General features: G+C 38.3%; 16 protein-coding genes, 1 other RNA gene and 1 other annotated feature. Of the genes, 12 read left to right on the forward strand and 5 right to left on the reverse strand.

The genetic code is table 11. From position 1 onward, the window contains the following. The first annotated feature begins 13 nt into the window (after positions 1 to 13). The 7 genes from NPA36_RS08595 (at position 14) to NPA36_RS08625 (ending at position 4773) form a co-directional block, all read left to right on the forward strand. The gene (locus NPA36_RS08595) at positions 14 to 649 is read left to right on the forward strand and encodes an amino acid ABC transporter permease (RefSeq protein WP_256945719.1); all 636 of its coding nucleotides are present in this window, start codon (positions 14 to 16) and stop codon (positions 647 to 649) included. Next, complete coding sequence (locus NPA36_RS08600) at positions 649 to 1317, forward strand: amino acid ABC transporter ATP-binding protein (protein ID WP_256945720.1); 669 nt, start codon at positions 649 to 651, stop codon at positions 1315 to 1317. The genes NPA36_RS08595 and NPA36_RS08600 overlap by 1 nt, the downstream gene beginning before the upstream one ends. Positions 1318 to 1399: 82 nt before the next feature. Then, positions 1400 to 1472 (forward strand) — a sequence feature (ribosomal protein L21 leader region). A gap of 16 nt (positions 1473 to 1488) precedes the next feature. Further along, positions 1489 to 1797: a 50S ribosomal protein L21 gene (gene rplU, locus NPA36_RS08605; RefSeq protein ID WP_256945721.1), complete on the forward strand. Its 309-nt coding sequence runs from the start codon at positions 1489 to 1491 to the stop codon at positions 1795 to 1797. Between the two features lie 5 nt (positions 1798 to 1802). After that, complete coding sequence (locus NPA36_RS08610; protein ID WP_256945722.1) at positions 1803 to 2135, forward strand: ribosomal-processing cysteine protease Prp; 333 nt, start codon at positions 1803 to 1805, stop codon at positions 2133 to 2135. A 21-nt stretch (positions 2136 to 2156) separates the two neighbouring features. Further along, complete coding sequence (gene rpmA / locus NPA36_RS08615) at positions 2157 to 2441, forward strand: 50S ribosomal protein L27 (protein WP_256945723.1); 285 nt, start codon at positions 2157 to 2159, stop codon at positions 2439 to 2441. Positions 2442 to 2515: 74 nt separating this feature from the next. After that, a complete protein-coding gene (locus NPA36_RS08620; protein ID WP_407932810.1) occupies positions 2516 to 3532 on the forward strand; it encodes a class I SAM-dependent methyltransferase in 1017 nt (338 codons plus the stop codon). Between the two features lie 50 nt (positions 3533 to 3582). Then, complete coding sequence (locus NPA36_RS08625; protein ID WP_256945725.1) at positions 3583 to 4773, forward strand: acetate/propionate family kinase; 1191 nt, start codon at positions 3583 to 3585, stop codon at positions 4771 to 4773. A gap of 64 nt (positions 4774 to 4837) precedes the next feature. Here NPA36_RS08625 and NPA36_RS08630 read toward each other — a convergent pair whose 3' ends face one another. The 3 genes from NPA36_RS08630 to NPA36_RS08640 form a co-directional block, all read right to left on the reverse strand. Next, positions 4838 to 5305 carry a universal stress protein gene (locus NPA36_RS08630; RefSeq protein ID WP_256945726.1) on the reverse strand — a complete coding sequence of 156 codons (468 nt, stop codon included), beginning with the start codon at positions 5303 to 5305 and terminating at the stop codon, positions 4838 to 4840. A gap of 127 nt (positions 5306 to 5432) precedes the next feature. Further along, a non-coding RNA gene (gene ssrS / locus NPA36_RS08635) (6S RNA) lies at positions 5433 to 5623 on the reverse strand. A 140-nt stretch (positions 5624 to 5763) separates the two neighbouring features. Continuing rightward, on the reverse strand, positions 5764 to 7023 hold the full coding sequence (locus NPA36_RS08640; RefSeq protein ID WP_256945727.1) for a replication-associated recombination protein A: 1260 nt from the start codon (positions 7021 to 7023) through the stop codon (positions 5764 to 5766). A 499-nt stretch (positions 7024 to 7522) separates the two neighbouring features. Here NPA36_RS08640 and gshAB point away from each other — a divergent pair, with 499 nt between their 5' ends. From gshAB to NPA36_RS08655, 3 genes are all read left to right on the forward strand, one after another. Then, entirely contained in the window at positions 7523 to 9784 is a 2262-nt protein-coding gene (gshAB, locus tag NPA36_RS08645; RefSeq protein ID WP_256945728.1) for a bifunctional glutamate--cysteine ligase GshA/glutathione synthetase GshB, read from the forward strand. A gap of 21 nt (positions 9785 to 9805) precedes the next feature. Next, positions 9806 to 10939, forward strand: coding sequence for a cysteine desulfurase family protein (locus NPA36_RS08650; RefSeq protein WP_256945729.1), 1134 nt, complete (start codon positions 9806 to 9808; stop codon positions 10937 to 10939). An 84-nt stretch (positions 10940 to 11023) separates the two neighbouring features. Continuing rightward, complete coding sequence (locus tag NPA36_RS08655) at positions 11024 to 11368, forward strand: DUF1831 domain-containing protein (protein ID WP_256945730.1); 345 nt, start codon at positions 11024 to 11026, stop codon at positions 11366 to 11368. 447 nt (positions 11369 to 11815) lie between these two features. Here the strand turns inward: NPA36_RS08655 and NPA36_RS08660 are convergent, their stop codons facing one another. After that, positions 11816 to 12049, reverse strand: coding sequence for a helix-turn-helix domain-containing protein (locus NPA36_RS08660; RefSeq protein ID WP_256945731.1), 234 nt, complete (start codon positions 12047 to 12049; stop codon positions 11816 to 11818). 219 nt (positions 12050 to 12268) lie between these two features. Between NPA36_RS08660 and mnmA the strand changes: the two genes are divergently transcribed. Both mnmA and recD2 read left to right on the forward strand, forming a co-directional pair. Next, the gene (gene mnmA / locus NPA36_RS08665; protein ID WP_256945732.1) at positions 12269 to 13396 is read left to right on the forward strand and encodes a tRNA 2-thiouridine(34) synthase MnmA; all 1128 of its coding nucleotides are present in this window, start codon (positions 12269 to 12271) and stop codon (positions 13394 to 13396) included. A 540-nt stretch (positions 13397 to 13936) separates the two neighbouring features. Then, the gene (gene recD2, locus NPA36_RS08670; RefSeq protein WP_256945733.1) at positions 13937 to 16438 is read left to right on the forward strand and encodes an SF1B family DNA helicase RecD2; all 2502 of its coding nucleotides are present in this window, start codon (positions 13937 to 13939) and stop codon (positions 16436 to 16438) included. Here recD2 and NPA36_RS08675 read toward each other — a convergent pair. After that, positions 16435 to 17400, reverse strand: a complete 966-nt coding sequence (locus tag NPA36_RS08675; RefSeq protein ID WP_256945734.1) for a diacylglycerol/lipid kinase family protein — start codon at positions 17398 to 17400, stop codon at positions 16435 to 16437. The genes recD2 and NPA36_RS08675 overlap by 4 nt on opposite strands. Position 17401: the final 1 nt, after the last annotated feature.

The raw sequence follows: 17401 nt of genomic DNA on the forward strand, positions 1-17401 counted from the left end.
AAGAGGTGAGCACATGACCATTATCGCAGAAATATGGAGATCTTTATTGTCTGGGTTGCAAACGACCTTAAGCATCTTCTTGATTGTATCCATTGTAAGTATTCCATTAGGTTTCTTGATTGCCTGTGCAAGAGTTTTCGCCGGCAAATGGATTGGAGCAATCATTCAAGTTTATATTTATATTATGAGAGGCAGCCCCTTGTTACTCCAATTGATGTTTATCTTCTTTGGCTTACCAACTGTAGGGATTGTTTTAGATCGTTTTACAGCAGCTATACTAGCCTTTATTTTAAACTATGCCGCCTATTATGCCGAAATTTTTCGTGGTGGGATTATGTCAATTCCACAAGGTCAGTTTGAATCGATTGCCGTTTTAGGGATTGGTAAACTTCGTGGATTTCGTCGAATTATCATTCCTCAAGTTTTAAAAACAGTATTGCCATCAGTTGGTAATGAGGTCATCTCTTTGGTTAAGGACACCTCCTTAGTCTATGTCTTAGGCATTGGAGAGCTCCTAAGAGCTGGTCAGATTGCTGCTAATGCCAAAGCCTCACTAATCCCTTTTGTAGCAGTGGGCATCCTCTATCTGTCCTTAACCGCTATTGTAACACTAATCCTTAATTGGACAGAAAAGAAGGTGGTCTATTAATGAACCAGGTATTATTACAAGTAACTTCTATCTCAAAAAGTTATGATGAACTCTTAGTGATTAGAGACTTTTCTATGACCATTAAAGCTGGCGAAATTGTAGCCCTTTTAGGCCGCTCTGGGACAGGTAAAACAACCTTTATGAGATTGATTAATAATTTGGAAAAAACCAATCAAGGAAGTATTCAAATTGGTCAGACTTTTCTTTGTAAAGATGGTCTATACTCTGATAGAAAAGAACAACGACTTTACCAAAATAAAATTGGTATGGTCTTCCAAGATTATCAATTATTCCCAAATTTAACCATTCTAGAAAACCTATGTGAAGCCCCTTTGGCACAAAAGTTAGATAAGAAAGAGGTCATCGTTCAAAAAGCTAGACAACTATTAGAAAAACTTGGGATAGCAGATAAAGAAGGGGTTATGCCATCAACCTTATCCGGTGGTCAAAGACAAAGGGTGGCGATTGCTAGAGCCATGATGCTTAACCCAGACATTTTATGCTTTGACGAACCAACTTCAGCACTAGATTTAGAGACTACCAATGAGATTGGCCAGCTAATAAAAACGCTAGCTAAGGAAGGAACGGGGATTCTAATCGTAACGCACGACAACCCATTCGCTGAGAAATTCAGCCATCGTATGGTCTATTCTAGTGATTTTGTTTAAAGTCTTTAAGCAGGTAATAAATAAACTACTTGACTTAGTAGGTTCGTTTTTGGTACTATATGACTGTTGTAATTGTGAAGCACCACAGCTACAACCGCACGGCTTAGAGTTATAAGACCTTAGGGCACTTTAAGCTGGCGAGTCTGAGTCTAATATAATAGGAGGTGCAATATGTACGCAATTGTTAAAACAGGTGGAAAACAAGTTAAAGTTGAAGTTGGACAAGCAATCTACGTTGAAAAAATTAATGCAGAAGCTGGTGACAAAGTAACTTTTGACGAAGTAGTATTTGTAGGTGGAGATTCAGTGAAAGTTGGAGCGCCATTCGTAACAGGAGCAACTGTTGAAGGAACTGTTGAAAAACAAGGCCGTCAAAAGAAAGTTGTGACATTCAAATACAAACGTCGTAAAGATTCTCATCGTAAACAAGGTCACCGTCAACCTTACACAAAAGTTGTCATCGAAGCTATCAACGCTTAATCGCTATGATTACTGTAACTGTAAGGGATAATGATTTTAGGGTAGTGTCACTCGAGATGACTGGACATGCCAATTATGCAGAGCACGGATCCGATATCGTATGTGCAGCTGTGTCTGCCTTAGTATTGACGACTGTTAACAGCATTGAACGCCTAGCTAGTTATCAACCTATCGTAGAAGTTGATGAACAAAATGGAGGCTATCTTTATTTTGAAACATTAACCAATCTCACTAGTGAGCAAGAATATATTACCCACATCTTATTACAAAATTTACTGTATGGATTGGAAGATATCCAAGAACAATATGCTTCTTATCTTTCAATTTCATTTGCATAAACATCCAAGGAGGTGCACACCATGTTAAAATTGAACTTACAATTATTTGCCCACAAAAAAGGGGGCGGTTCTACTTCAAACGGACGTGATTCAGAATCTAAACGTCTTGGCGCTAAACGTGCTGATGGACAATTAGTTTCAGGTGGATCAATCTTATACCGTCAACGTGGAACAAAAATCCATCCAGGACAAAACGTTGGAATCGGTGGAGATGATACTTTGTTTGCTAAAGTTGATGGCGTTGTTCGTTTCGAACGCAAAGGCCGTGACAAGAAGCAAGTATCTGTATACCCAGTAGCAAAATAATGACTTAATACCCCTAGAGATGATTGATTTCTAGGGGTTTGTTTTTGCATATTTTTGATTAAAATCTTAGTGAGGTGAGTGGATTGAGTGAAACGTCTCTAGTATTTAAAGGCTTTGAGCAACTGTGGAAAGCCGTTCAGATCCTACAAGAAGAAATCGGCTATTCGTATGTTGAATCTTTAGGAGAAAATCTACAAAATCTATTGAATAATCAAGAAGCCCAACAAGTTGATGGACAACCTTCATTGGAAACCATCAACAAATTGGATAAATTGTATCAAGACTTACAGATAAAAGATATGTCAGGTGATGACATTAGAAGATTAGTACAATATACCTTCTTGAAAGCTGCCAAAGAAGATGGCTTGCAGGCCAATCATCAGATGACACCAGATGCGGTAGCCTTATTAGTAGCGTTTATGGCAGACCATTTAACCAAAAAAGGTCAACAGATTTTTATTGGAGACTTTGCGGTTGGTTCTGGAAATTTATTGAGCACTATTTTACTGTTTTTGAAGCAATCTCATAAAAATGTGGCAGGTGTGGGGATTGATAATGATGAGGTCCTGTTGCACTTGGCTACACAAGCTATGTATTTAGAAAACTTAGAAGTTAGCCTAGTCTTACAAGATTCCTTGACTGAATTATTGGTTAAACCTTTGGATTTAGTGGTCAGTGACCTACCAATTGGTTATTATCCAGTAAAATCTAATGCTGAAAGATTTCAAACCAATAGCATAGATGATGATGCGTATGCCCACCATCTACTGATTGAGCAACATATCAACTATCTAAAAGAAGGTGGAATTGCTATTTTTGTCGTTCCAAGTAATCTTTTTGATAGCCCACAAGCTCCAGCCTTATTAGATTATTTGCAAAAAGAAAGCTTTATCCAAGCCATGTTAGGGTTACCGAGCAATCTTTTCCAATCTCAAAATATGGCTAAGTCCATTTTAATTGTGCAAAAGAAGGGCAATGGTGCTAAACAGGTTTCACAAGTCTTATTAGGTGAGATTCCCGATTTAAAAAACATCAAAAAAACCACAAAATTCACTGAAACATTCGAAAAGTGGTCTAAAGAAATGGTATAATGTTAGCGGTACATTGTACAAGATTTACTAATAGAATAGGAGAGAAGAGAATGTCAAAGTCTATTGCTATAAATGCAGGTAGTTCTAGTTTAAAATTTCAATTATTTAATATGCCACAAGAAGAAGTTGTTGCTAAAGGATTGGTAGAACGTATTGGAATCAATGATTCTATTTTTTCAATCTCATATGGAGACGACCAAAAATTTGAAGTGGTTGAAGACATTCCAAACCATGAAGTTGCGGTTGAAAAATTGCTAGCAAAACTTGTAGAGTTAGAGATTATAAAAGACTTTAACGAAATTACTGGTGTGGGTCATCGTGTCGTAGCTGGGGGAGAATTATTTAAAGATTCAGCCCTAGTTGATGATAAAGTGATTGAACAAGTAGAAGAATTAGCTGAGTTTGCACCATTGCATAACAAAGCTGAAGCAGTTGGTATGAGAGCCTTTAAGCATTTATTGCCAGATATTACTAGTGTGGCAGTTTTCGATACTTCTTTCCATACAACAATGCCTAAAAAAGCTTATTTATACAGCATTCCAATGGACTATTACCACAAATTTAAAGCTCGTAAATATGGTGCTCACGGAACAAGTCACCGTTACGTATCTGAACGTGCAGCAATCTTGATGGGCAAACCAATTGAAGATTTAAAAATTATCACATGTCATTTAGGAAATGGTGCTTCCATTACTGCCGTTGATGGCGGTAAATCAGTTGATACATCAATGGGCTTCACTCCACTAGCAGGGATTACAATGGGAACTCGTTCAGGTGATATTGACGCTTCATTAGTAGCCTTCTTGATGAATAAATTAAACATTACTGATGTGAATGAGTTTGTGGATATCTTAAACAAAAAATCTGGTTTGCTAGGTCTTTCAGGAGTTTCCAGTGATATGCGTGATGTGATGGCTGCTGCAGAAACAAACGAAGACGCAAAAGTTGCGGTTGAAATCTTCGTTGACCGTATTCAAAAATATATTGGTCAATATGTAGCTGTTATGAATGGAGTAGATGCTATCGTCTTCACTGCAGGTATTGGTGAAAACTCAAAAGAAATTCGTAAAGCTGTTATTGAAGGACTAACTTGGTTTGGTTGTGACATTGATGACGAGCGCAACAACATCCGTGGAAAAGAAGCCATTATTTCTACAGATGCTGCTAAAGTAAAAGTCTATAACATTCCTACCAACGAAGAAGTTGAAATCGCAAGGGATATCGAAAGACTTCGTAAATAAGAATAAAATAAAAAGCCCTAGTAGCTCAAGTGATGAGCTGCTAGGGCTTTTTTTGAAAGGTTTATTAATCTTTAGCAGGTAATTCATTGCTGAGGTCGGTACGAACAACCATCACATCACAAGAAGCATTTCTAATAACATACTCAGAAACTGATCCAATAAAGAGTCGCTCAACAGCATTTAATCCTGTCGCTCCAATCATAATTAAATCAATGTTGTGCAAATGAGGAAGCTCTTTGGAGATAAACATCTTCGGAGAACCATACTCGATAATCGTTTCAATATTGAAAAACTCATTTTCGTTGGCATAAGCAATGTAATCATTGAATAAGGCTTCAGTTTGTTTTTGGATTTCGTCTGTAAAATCACCTTCAAAACCAGTTGGTGTTTGTAGAGAACGGGTGTCAATAATGTGTGCTAAAAAAATTCTAGCTTTATGACGTTTTGCCACTTCGACTGCCTTGTTGTAGGCTAATCTTGCTTCATCAGAACCATCCACTGGGACTAAAATGCGACTGTATTCATGGTACATAGTTATCACTCCTTTGATTTCTATATACTTATTGTACAACAATTTCACGAGAAATGAAATCGTAACCAATCAGAACACAGAAAAACCATCCAAATGAATGGATGGTAAAAGTTTAAAACTTTATTAGTAGATCTCCGATGGTGCCGTTTTTGTATTCCTAAGTTTTGAACCCGCATCAAAAGCAGGTGGGCTCCTATGAGTTGCTTGCTAACTTCCATGTGAAATGGCTTGTTATCTGCAGCATCAATGTGGATCCCGTTAAAAGTAATTATTTGTTCGGTCAACACATATCGAATACCGCGCACACCTCAGATTTCTATAGTCATATATTAGCATAGAAAAACGATTAATGCAACCACTTACAAGGATTAATCTATTAAGAAGTGCATAAGATTATAAGCATTCGTTAAACTATTTTGATAGGTCAATGGAAGATTTTTGTTTATTTCTATTAGCATTTAATGGTATTTTTTGTATTGTTGCTGCAAGGCTTCTTCATATTTTCCGGTAGGGTCTGCCTCGAAATAACGGGCATTTTTTAAGTTGCTCGGTAGGTAATCTTGTTTGACCCAGTGGTTTGGGTAGTTGTGAGGGTACTTGTAGTCTATCCCACGTCCTAATTTTTCTGCACCTTGATAGTGGTTGTCTTTTAAATGGAGTGGAACAGAGCCGGATTTTCCTAATCGTACATCTGCTAAGGCAGCGTCAATGGCTTTAATAGCTGTATTGGATTTAGGTGATAGGGCTAGGTCGATGATGGCATTGGCAAGGGGGATACGTGCTTCTGGCAAGCCAAGTTTTTCTGCGGCTTGTACAGCAGAGACGACGCGAGAGGCGGCTGCGGGGTTTCCTAAGCCGATGTCTTCATAGGCAATGACCATGAGCCTACGACAGAGAATGACCAATTCGCCAGCCTCAATGAGCCTTGCCGCATAATGAAGTGCAGCGTCTACATCACTGCCACGGATAGATTTTTGAAATGCTGAAATCACATCGTAATGGGCATCACCATCTTTATCGTGGGTCAAGGCCTTGCGTTGCAGGGATTGTTCTGCAATTTCTAAAGTAATGGTGATAAGACCATCTTGATCAGGTTTTGTGGATAAGACAGCCAATTCCAAAGCATTAAGGGAGCTTCTGACATCGCCATTTGACGTTCTGGAGAAATGCTGCAATGCTTCAGGAGCTAGCTTAGTTTGATAAGACCCCAATCCATTATCTGAATCAGTTAAGGCACGTTCTAAAGTCAGTGCAATTTCGTCATCTGTTAAAGGATAGAGTTCAAAAATTTGGCATCTTGACCTTATGGCGGGGCTGATACTCATGTATGGATTCTCTGTGGTTGCACCAATCAAGACTATTCGACCACTTTCAAGGTGTGGGAGTAAGAAATCTTGTTTTGGTTTGTCCAGACGATGAATTTCATCTAAGAGCAGGATAACGGTGCCGCTCATCTTGGCTTCTTCAGCCACAATTTGTAAGGATTTTTTGCTATCAGTTGCTGCGTTAAGGATACGAAAGGCATACTTAGTAGAACCGGCAATAGCACTGGCTATACTAGTTTTTCCAATACCAGGAGGGCCATAGAGAATCATGGAACTCAACTTATTGGCTTCGACCATCCGTCGAATAATCTGATTAGGGCCTACCAAATGATTTTGTCCCACAACTTGATCTAGATTAGTAGGACGCATACGATACGCTAAAGGTTGACTCATAAAGAACACCACACTTTCACTAACTAGTATACCCTATAAAAGACAAGAGTAAAATAAAAGCAAATTACAAGGCAAACAAAAAAATATAGAATATAATAGAGAGAGAGTGAGGAGTAGCGCTTAGGGCTGTAGAAATTTAGGGAATTCTACGAAAGCATCAGAGATGCTGTAGAGAATTCATCTAATTTCATAAGCCCTGTTACTCCGAACGCGTTTAAAGAGAGAGCGTGAGCTTGGGTGTTAATACCTGACAGAAATTTAGGAAATTCCACGAAAGCTTCGCAGAAGCTGTAGGGAATTTATCTAATTTCCGAGGGTATACCTAAGCGAGCGCGTTTAAAAACAGAGCGTGAGGGCGACTGCCCAGCTATGACAGGATTTTAGGAAATTTTTACGGAAGCCTTGAGATGGCCAAAGCAATAAAAAAGCATTTAACAATTTAACCCATATCTTCACCAGAACCTCACCACCAAGAAACTTATAGAAAGTAGTGAATCCAATGCAACTTCGAGACTACATTAAACAACAAGATATTGAAGCTCTCTTCTATCACAATACATTCGGTATTGAAAAAGAGGGACTTAGAGTTCAAACGGATGGACAAGTTGCTAGTTCTAAGCATCCGAGTCTATTTGGAAGTAGAACGAGTCACCCCTACATCCAGACCGACTTTGCGGAATCGCAACTAGAACTCATCACGCCACCTATGCCTTCGACACATGAAGCCTTTCGTTGGTTAACGGCTATTCATGAGGTCGTTTTGCGTAGTCTAAAGAAAGATGAGTATCTATGGCCGCTTTCTATTCATACCAATCTGCCAGCCCAAGAGGATATTGAAATCGCCCAACTAGAGGATCAAAAAGAAGTAGACTACCGCAACTATCTAGCCCAGAAATACGGCAAGACAAAGCAATTAATGAGTGGTATCCATTACAACTTCCAAATCAATTCAACCGTAATTGAGCACCTAGCCACTTCAATCAAGCAAGACCCAAAAGAAGTCAACAATCAAATCTATTTCAATCTAGCTAAATCATTTTTAACCTATGAATGGATTTTAACCTATCTTTTTGCAGCAACACCATTTGAAGCCAGTGGTAATAATTTTGAGAAGCCAGTAAGGAGTATTCGAAACAGTCAAAAAGGCTATGTCAATCATAAAGAGGTAGAAATTTCTTTAGAAAGTCTGCCTAAGTTTGTGGAAAGCCTTGAAGAGATGGTCTCCAAAGGGATTTTATTATTAGAAAAAGAGCTCTATTCATCCGTAAGATTTCGTGGCCAAGAATCGGCACGAAAATTGTTAGAGGAAGGAATCGGTTATTTGGAATTTAGAGGCTTTGACTTAAACCCTTATGTCCCATATGGTATTCTTGAAAAAGACTTGGAATTCGTGCACCTTTTCGTTTTGAATCTCTTATGGACTTCAGAGGACTTATCACAAGATCAAGTAATCATTGGGAAAGCAAAGAAAGAAAAAATCGCCTTGTCTTCACCAGACCAGTCTCTGAAAGACTTAGGTTATCTTAATGATGCTCTAGGTTTTCTAGATCAAATGACCAATATGGTAAAGCAATTAAAATCACCATATGAAGAAAATTGGTTGGAATTGATAGAAGAAAAAAGACAAGAATTATTAGACCCAAAGAAAACAATTGTTTATAAAATGCTTGAAGAGATAAATAGATCAAGTTATGCTGTCCTTGGACTTAGATTAGCAAAAAAATATCAAGCATTGGCTATGAAAGAAGAGTTTGCTTTAAAGGGCTTTACCAATCTGGAATTATCTACGCAAATTCTATTCTTTGACGCTATTCAAAAAGGAATTAAGGTAGGCCTGTTAGATGAATCGGATCAGTTTCTACAATTGGATTATGCGGGCAGACGTGAATTTGTAAAAAATGGCAATATGACTTCCAAAGACTCAGTCAGTTCCATGTTAGCCATGGAAAATAAAGTAGTTACTAAAAAAATCTTAAAAGAAGCAGGCTTTCATGTACCTAATGGACAAGAAATTAAGAATCAAGAAGAAGCCAGATTATATTGGCAAACTTACGCAGGACAACCATTAGTCATCAAACCCAAATCAACCAACTATGGTTTAGGAATTACTATTTTTAAAGTAGTGCCTGAGCTGGCTGATTTTGAAGAAGCGGTTAGACTAGCGTTCTTGGAAGATGATCGTGTTTTAATAGAAGAGTTTGTTGCGGGAACGGAATACCGTTTTTTTGTTATCGAAGGGCAAACGAAAGCCGTTCTGCTTCGTAAACCTGCCAATGTTATTGGTGATGGCAAACATACTATTGAAGAATTAGTAATAGAAAAAAATAAACATCCATATCGTGGGCTGGGGCATCAGTATCCCTTAACTAAGATTGTTTTGGGTGAGATTGAGCTATTGAACCTTAAACAAGAAGGTTATGGTGCGCAAAGCATCCCAGACAAAGGCCAGACAGTTTATTTAAGAGAAAATTCTAACATTTCAACTGGGGGCGATTCGATTGATGTTACCAAGCAAATGCACCCTTCTTACAAAGCTATTGCTGGACAAGCCGTTCAAGCTCTCCAGGCAAGCATTTCAGGAATTGATTTATTAATACCTGATTTAAGCAAAGCAACTGATATAGAACAAGTACAAGACTATGCCATTATTGAAGCGAATTTCAACCCAGCAATGATGATGCAGGTCTATCCGCAAGAAGGTGAGGGAAGGCGTTTGACCATGGATGTTTTAGAAAAACTATTCCCAGAGATTAAAAAATAACGATTAAATAAGGAGGACATTGTGATTTATTTAGATCATGCTGCAACAACACCAGTACATCTCTTAGTCCAAACAACTATTGCTTCTGCCTTGCAAGATTATGGCAATCCATCAAGTTTGTATGCAATCGGCAGACAGCAAAAACAAGCTATTCTAGGCGCTAAAAAAAGAATTGCCGACTATATCAACGCAGTACCAGAAGAAATCATTTTTACAGCATCAGGGTCGGAAGCTAATAATTTAGCGATTCAATCAATATTATCCACTTACCATAAAGAAAAAGGGCATCTTATTACTAGTCAGATTGAACATCCATCAGTACGAAAAACCATGCAATGGGCAGAAACACTTGGCTTTACAGTGACCTATTTGCCTGTAAATCAAGAAGGCATGATTTCATTAAAAGACTTAGAAGCTGCCATAACCAAAGAAACGCGACTAGTATCTATCATGATGGTGAACAACGAAATTGGTAGCCAACAACCAATAAAAGATATTGCCGCTCTTTTGAAAGAATACCAGATTCCACTTCATACGGATGCGGTGCAAGCTTTTGGTCAAGAGGGTATTGATGTTGATGAGTTAGGGGTGGATTTCCTATCAGTTTCTGGCCACAAAATCAATGCTCCAAAAGGAATTGGCTTTCTTTATAAACGGAAAACCAGTAAATTACTGCCACTCATTCATGGTGGATCTCAGGAAAATGGTCTAAGAGCGGGTACGGAAAATGTTCCTTATATTCTTGGATTAGCGAAGGCGGTTGACATCATAGAGGAGTTTCAAGACGAAAGGATAGCAAAAAATAAATTATTAATGGAATTACTTTTTGACTCCTTACATCAAGAAGGGATTGATTTTGAAGTCAATGGCTACTCATCCACTAATAGTCACCATGTAGTGAATATTTGGCTAAAACATATCCCATCCAGTCAAGTAGTTATTGTCTGTGATTTGGCTGGAATTGCCATCTCAGCAGGTTCTGCTTGTTCTGCAGGCAGTTTGGAGCCTAGTCCAATCTTAACAGCCCTTTATGGTTCTGACTCTCCAAGAGTTTCTGAGTCCATCCGTATTTCTTTTGGATATCAAAGTCAAGAAGAGGATATTCTTCGCCTGATACAAGCCCTTAAACCACTTGCAGAGAAATTACAACGATAAAAGATACAAGTAGAAAAAAGTCTATTGTCTCTTTCAAGACTATGATATGATGATACTATAACAAAACAAGATAGGAGAAAGACCATGGCATTTACAGAGACAGCAAAATTATCAGGAGCTCCAAAAACATACAAGGTAGCTTCCACGGTTAGACGATATACCTTAATCGATAATGGCTTTGAAGAAACGAAATCTGGAAATTTTCAATTAATTCGTAATTTAGATGCGAATATTGAGGACAAAAGAGGCTTGAAATTAAAGTTAACGGTCAGCAAAGATTTGAAGCAATTAAAAATTTCAACCACTACCAAAAATGGACTACAATCCATTAATCTTTACGCAAAAAATAATACAGAGATGGCTATCGAAAAGTTAGACTTTCTAATGGCTGGTCTAGTTGAACGTGGCGTATTAGAAGAAGTGGAATAAGACTAATAAATAAAGTAGTAAAAGTATAGCACCCCAAAAAGTTGGTCTTTAGTTCTAACTTGTTGGGGTATTTTACTGAGTAAAAGTTTTGAATGGGGCTGGGCAAAAAGTCTAGGATACTATACAAACAAACGAGTTTTGCGGAAATCTTATCAGAAATAACGGTGTAAAGCATAGCTGGCGTACAGTGGATGTTTCGGCTTTAGCCGATTACAGCCACGTAGACAGCTAAGCCAGTGAGACCTTGGCTCACGGCGGTGCCACCGTTCTCATTTCTGATAAGATTTCCGCAAAACTTTTTTGTGATTTAAATAAATATTAGTCATTATGGACTTTTTGACCAGCCCCATTCCTTTGTTTAACAAGTTATGTTTTAAGTAAAAAAAGTTGACGATGAAAATTACTCATCGTCAACTTCATAGATAAATGTCTTAATTTGTTCTAAAATTATACTTCAGGCAATGGTTTAAATTGTGCTGTGAAGGCAGATACTTTTCCAAAGAATAGGTTCTCTGCTGGAACTTCATATAGTTCTTGCATACGTTTGCTAAGAGAATATGGGATGTCACTTGAGTCACGTTCGTATTTTGTCAAGGTATCTTTATTGATTTTTAGATATTTTGAAGCTTCTAATAAGGTCATGTCTCTGTTTACTCGTGCAGCGCGTAATGTAATAATCATTGGTTTCACTCCTTCATATTTTATTCAAACAGATTATATCCGAAAAAAGTGAGCCTGTCAAAGGTTATGTTTACAAAATAATCTTAAGGAAGCTTAAGAATTGGCAAAAGAAAGCGTTAGACTTGTTTTTTTTTAGTCTGCCATTATAATAAGATAGACTGAATCAGCGACCTTCAAATCGTTTAGAGTCAGAATACGAACTGAAATGATGGTGAAAAAATGCAAGATAATAGCAAGATTCGTGTGGTTGTCGGCATGAGCGGAGGAGTAGACTCTTCTGTTACAGCACTTTTACTCAAACAAGCCGGCTATGACGTGATTGGTATCTTCATGAAGAATTGGGATGATACGGATGAAAATGGTGTTTGTACAGCAACAGAAGATTACAAAGATGTTGTTGCTGTGGCAGAACAAATTGGAATTCCTTATTACTCAGTAAATTTTGAAAAAGAATATTGGGATAAAGTTTTTGAATATTTCTTGTCAGAATACCGACTAGGAAGAACACCCAATCCAGATGTCATGTGCAATAAAGAAATTAAGTTTCAAGCTTTTTTGGAATATGCTGAAAATATCGGGGCTGACTATGTTGCAATGGGGCACTATGCACAAGTTGTCAGAGATGAAGATGGTGTGAGCCATTTATTACGAGGAAAAGATAGCAATAAAGACCAAACTTATTTTTTAAGCCAACTCTCTCAAGCCCAATTACAAAAAGCACTCTTTCCAATTGGACACTTGGATAAAAAAGACGTCCGTAGAATTGCAGAAGAAGCTAATTTGGCAACGGCAAAGAAAAAAGATTCGACAGGAGTTTGTTTTATTGGCGAAAGAGATTTTAATCAATTTCTTTCTAACTATCTACCAGCCCAAGCTGGAGATATGGTGACCCTTGATGGTCAGGTTAAAGGACAACATGCTGGTCTAATGTACTATACTATTGGGCAACGCCAAGGATTAGGAATTGGTGGTGGCGGTGAAAGCAATGAACCGTGGTTTGTGATTGGCAAAGATTTGTCGACCAACACTCTTTATGTGGGGCAAGGTTTCCATCATGAAAACCTATACTCAGATTCCTTAAGCGCAAGTAGCGTTCATTTTACAAGTGACCAACATATCAAATCAAATTTCACCTGTACAGCCAAATTCCGTTACAGACAAGAAGATATTGGTGTCACGGTGACCTTGGATTCACAAGACCCAACAAAAGCAGAAGTTGTTTTTGACCAACCAGTGCGTGCCATTACACCAGGTCAAGCAGTGGTCTTCTATCAAGGACAAGAATGTTTAGGCGGCGGAATTATTGACAAAGCCTATGCAAATAGGCAAGAAAGACAATATGTATAAGCTTTAAGTGACTGGCTCAAGTAGATTTACTTGGGTCAGTTGTTTGTTTTAGAACTTGAAAAGGCATGCTTATTTATCTTTAAAGCACAAAAGAGTTTTGCGAAAATCTTATCAGAAATGAGAACGGTGGCACCGCCGTGAGCCAAGGTCTCACTGGCTTAGCTGTCTACGTGGCTGTAATCGGCTAAAGCGCCAAACATCCACTGTACGCCAGCTATGCTTTACACCGTTATTTCTGATAAGATTTTCGCAAAACTCTTTTGTTTGTATAGCGGTCTGGACTTTTGCCTAGCCCAAAACAGATACGTAGACAGTTAAGTTGAGAGACCAAGCCTTTCGGCGGAGCCATCGTTATTCCGGATATAGTTCTCTGGAACTCTGTTATGATTTAGCAATAGATGCTATTTTTTGAGACTTTTTTTATTAAGTCATTAAAATGGAATTTTTGTTTAGAGCTTTGTTCTTTTGATTGATTTTTAAGGCTAGTAAAGAGTATAGTAATATGTGAACTGATATCAAATCACTAGGAAAGGAGCAGCTATGGAGTCAGAAAACTTTATTGTGGGTCAGATAAAAACATTCTTTTATGAAAATCCGACTAATTTCTACAAAGTTTGCTTGATTGATGTTGAGGAAAGCAACCTAACACTTGAAAAGAATGTCATTGTCGTAACAGGCACATTTGGTCAACTTCATGAAGATGTATCTTATCGTTTTCTTGGTCAATTAGTGTCTCATCCAAAGTACGGGCAACAATTCTCAGCTAGTTCCTATCAGCAAGCTCAGCCAACTGGCAAGACTGGTTTGATTTCTTATTTTTCAAGCGAGCGATTTCCCGGTATCGGTAAAAAAACAGCCGAAAGAATCGTTGACCTCCTAGGTATAGAGGCTATCGATCGTATTATCGAAGATGAAAATGCTTTGAATGGCATACCAGGCTTAAACAAACGAAAGCAGAATATGATGCGAGAAACCATTATCCAAAATCAGGGAAGTGAAAAAACTAGGCTAACACTAATCAACTACGGCTTTTCTTTTCAATTAGCGCAAAAAATCATCAATACCTTTAAGGGACAAACCCTAGATATATTAAATGAAGATCCCTATCTATTCATGTACTCGGTTAAAGGGATTGGCTTCAAAAGAATCGATGCCCTAGCCGAACAGATGAATATTAGCGCCGATTCGATGGTACGTCTTAAAGGTGCGGTTTATTATGTATTACGAGAAATTTGCTTTCAATATGGGCATACCTATCTTTATAAGAATGACCTCTTGATGCATACGCAAACTATTCTAGAACAATCAAGAAGCTATATCATCGAGTTAGAACAAATTGAAGAAGCCATCATGGAGCTCGTTCGTGAGGGGAAAGTGATTGTAGATAAGGACAGGCTAGCTTTATTTCCTTTCTTTTATTCTGAGATAGGGATAGCGTCTTCTTTAGAACGATTAAAAGCAGAGCAATCAGAACAAGTATATTCAGAAGAAAAAATAAAAAGAGCCATCAAAAGTGTTGAAAAAGAAAATGGCATTCACTATGGGGATAGCCAAGTGCAATCTATCATACAAGCTATTCAATCTCCAATCTTTATTCTAACTGGTGGGCCTGGTACTGGTAAGACGACAGTTATCAATGGTATTGTCTCAGTCTTTTGTCAGCTCAATCACATTGATTTGAATAAGAAATTGCGCTTGCAGGAACCACTACCTATTTTATTGGCAGCACCAACAGGTCGGGCAGCAAAACGAATGAGTGAAACAACCAGTATGCCAGCTTCAACCATTCACCGCTTGCTAGGCATGACTGGTGAAGAAGATGAAATGGATCTAGATGAGTTTCATGAGCTAGAGGGTGATTTACTCATTATAGATGAAATGTCCATGGTCGATACTTGGTTGATGAATCGCCTTTTAAAAGCTGTTCCTACAAACATGCAAATTCTTTTTGTCGGTGATAAAAATCAATTGCCTTCAGTTGGACCAGGACAAGTTCTCAGCGACTTATTAGCTTCAGGTGAAATTCCGCAAGTTGAATTAACCGAAATTTATCGTCAAGAAGCTAGCTCTACTATTATCTCTTTAGCCCATCAAATGAAAGATGGACGCTTACCTGATGATTTTAGACAGAGAACAAGTGACAGGTCTTTCATTCCTAGCATGCCACAACAGATTTTGTCAGTGGTTGAACAGGTCATCAAGAAAGCTGTCGCAAGTGGCTACAGCAAGCGTGACATTCAAGTCTTAGCCCCCATGTATAAAGGGGAAGCGGGGATTGATGCCATTAATACATTGGTACAGAATCTACTAAACCCGCTCGTTAGACCAGGGCAACGCCAAGTCGAGCATTTTGACCGTATCTTCCGTGTTGGGGACAAGGTTTTGCAATTAGTTAATCAAGCCGAACAGAATGTATTTAACGGTGATATGGGTGAGATTGTTGCTATTCAATTTGCCAATGAAAATGAAGATAAGACTGATAAACTATTTGTTGCTTTTGACCAAACTGAAGTGGAGTATGCTAGAAATGATTGGCAGCAGCTGACTTTGGCCTATTGTTGTTCTATCCATAAAGCGCAGGGAAGTGAGTTCCGTTTAGTCATCCTGCCTATGCTACAAGCTTATTCACGCATGTTACGTAGAAACCTCGTCTACACCGCTGTGACTCGTGCCAAAGAGACCTTGATTCTTTGTGGACAATACCAAGCCTTTAGCCAAGCAGTCAGTCAGGTGTCAGATGTGCGTCAAACATTGTTAAAAGAATTTATAATGGCGGAGGAAGAGAATGACCTTGGACTTGAAATGGAATCACTAAGTACAAGTCCTAATCAAGCAGACACTAGACAGCCAAAAATATCAGAAAAAAATAGCCCTATAGAAAACTCTATAGAGCTAGAAAATCAACCAGACGTCAACAAATCAGAGGATAAACAAGACAAGCAACTACCAAGTTATTTAACAGAAAACATGGTCATGATGCGTATGGTTGACCCTATGATTGGGATGGAAGACCTAAGTCCCTATGACTTTATGTCTGTCTAAGATGACATGGTATCACTAGTATCCCAAATTGGATAAGTAATTAAACTGATGGACAGGTCGTAAGCCTTTGGCGGATAGACTTCTCCATCAGTTTGCATATATGCTGGTTGGTCTAATGTGATGGAGAACGATTTGGCAGCTTGTCTACTAATATGGTTGACTTCTTTATAGTGGCTGCCTGTGAAAAGAATCTTTGGCGCAATTCTAAAAATATCACGAGCCTTAACATGATGGGCGGCTAGAAAAGCAACTTGGTGGTCATTACTTTTAGAAAGTGGGTCAATACGAATGCCACCACCAAAATAAGAATGATTCAGAATATCAATGAAAAGAATTTGTTGGAAGTGGTAGGATTGACCTGAGTCATCAAGCAAATGTGCAGAAAAAGCAGAATGTGATTTGAAAGCCTTGGCTAGTTTGCTTAAGTAAGTAAGTTTGCCTAATCCTAAGCGACTGAGTAGACTTTTTTGACTGGAATTTTTTTTCAACTGACAAATATAGGCATCAAAGCCAAATCCAATTGAGTTAAGGGCATAGCCAGACATTTGTTGGGAGTGACTTTCATAGGTTAAAAGTTCAACTTCTTTCGTTGGAGCTATTTGGATTAACTGCAAGAATCTATCGATGGATTTAGTAAGCTTTAATTCTCTTGCGAAGTCATTGCCGGAACCAGCTGGAAAATATGCGATAGGTAGATCTTGTTTGGATGTAAGGAGACCAGTGATTGCTTCGTTAAGCGTTCCGTCACCACCAATAACGACTAATCGTTGTTCTTTTGTTGACTGCTTTATCTCAAGTGCCATTTCTTTGACTAAGGCAATAGTATGACCTTCATAGTCAGAAATGCGATAGGTGTATGAAATGTTTTGCGCTTTACAAGCACTTTTTAACTGGTCAAAAATTTCCTGACCTCGGTGGCCGCCAGATTGAACATGGACTAGCAGATAGAGATGAATAGACATA

Source organism: Granulicatella seriolae (assembly GCF_024543085.1).
Lineage (GTDB): Bacteria > Bacillota > Bacilli > Lactobacillales > Aerococcaceae > Granulicatella > Granulicatella seriolae.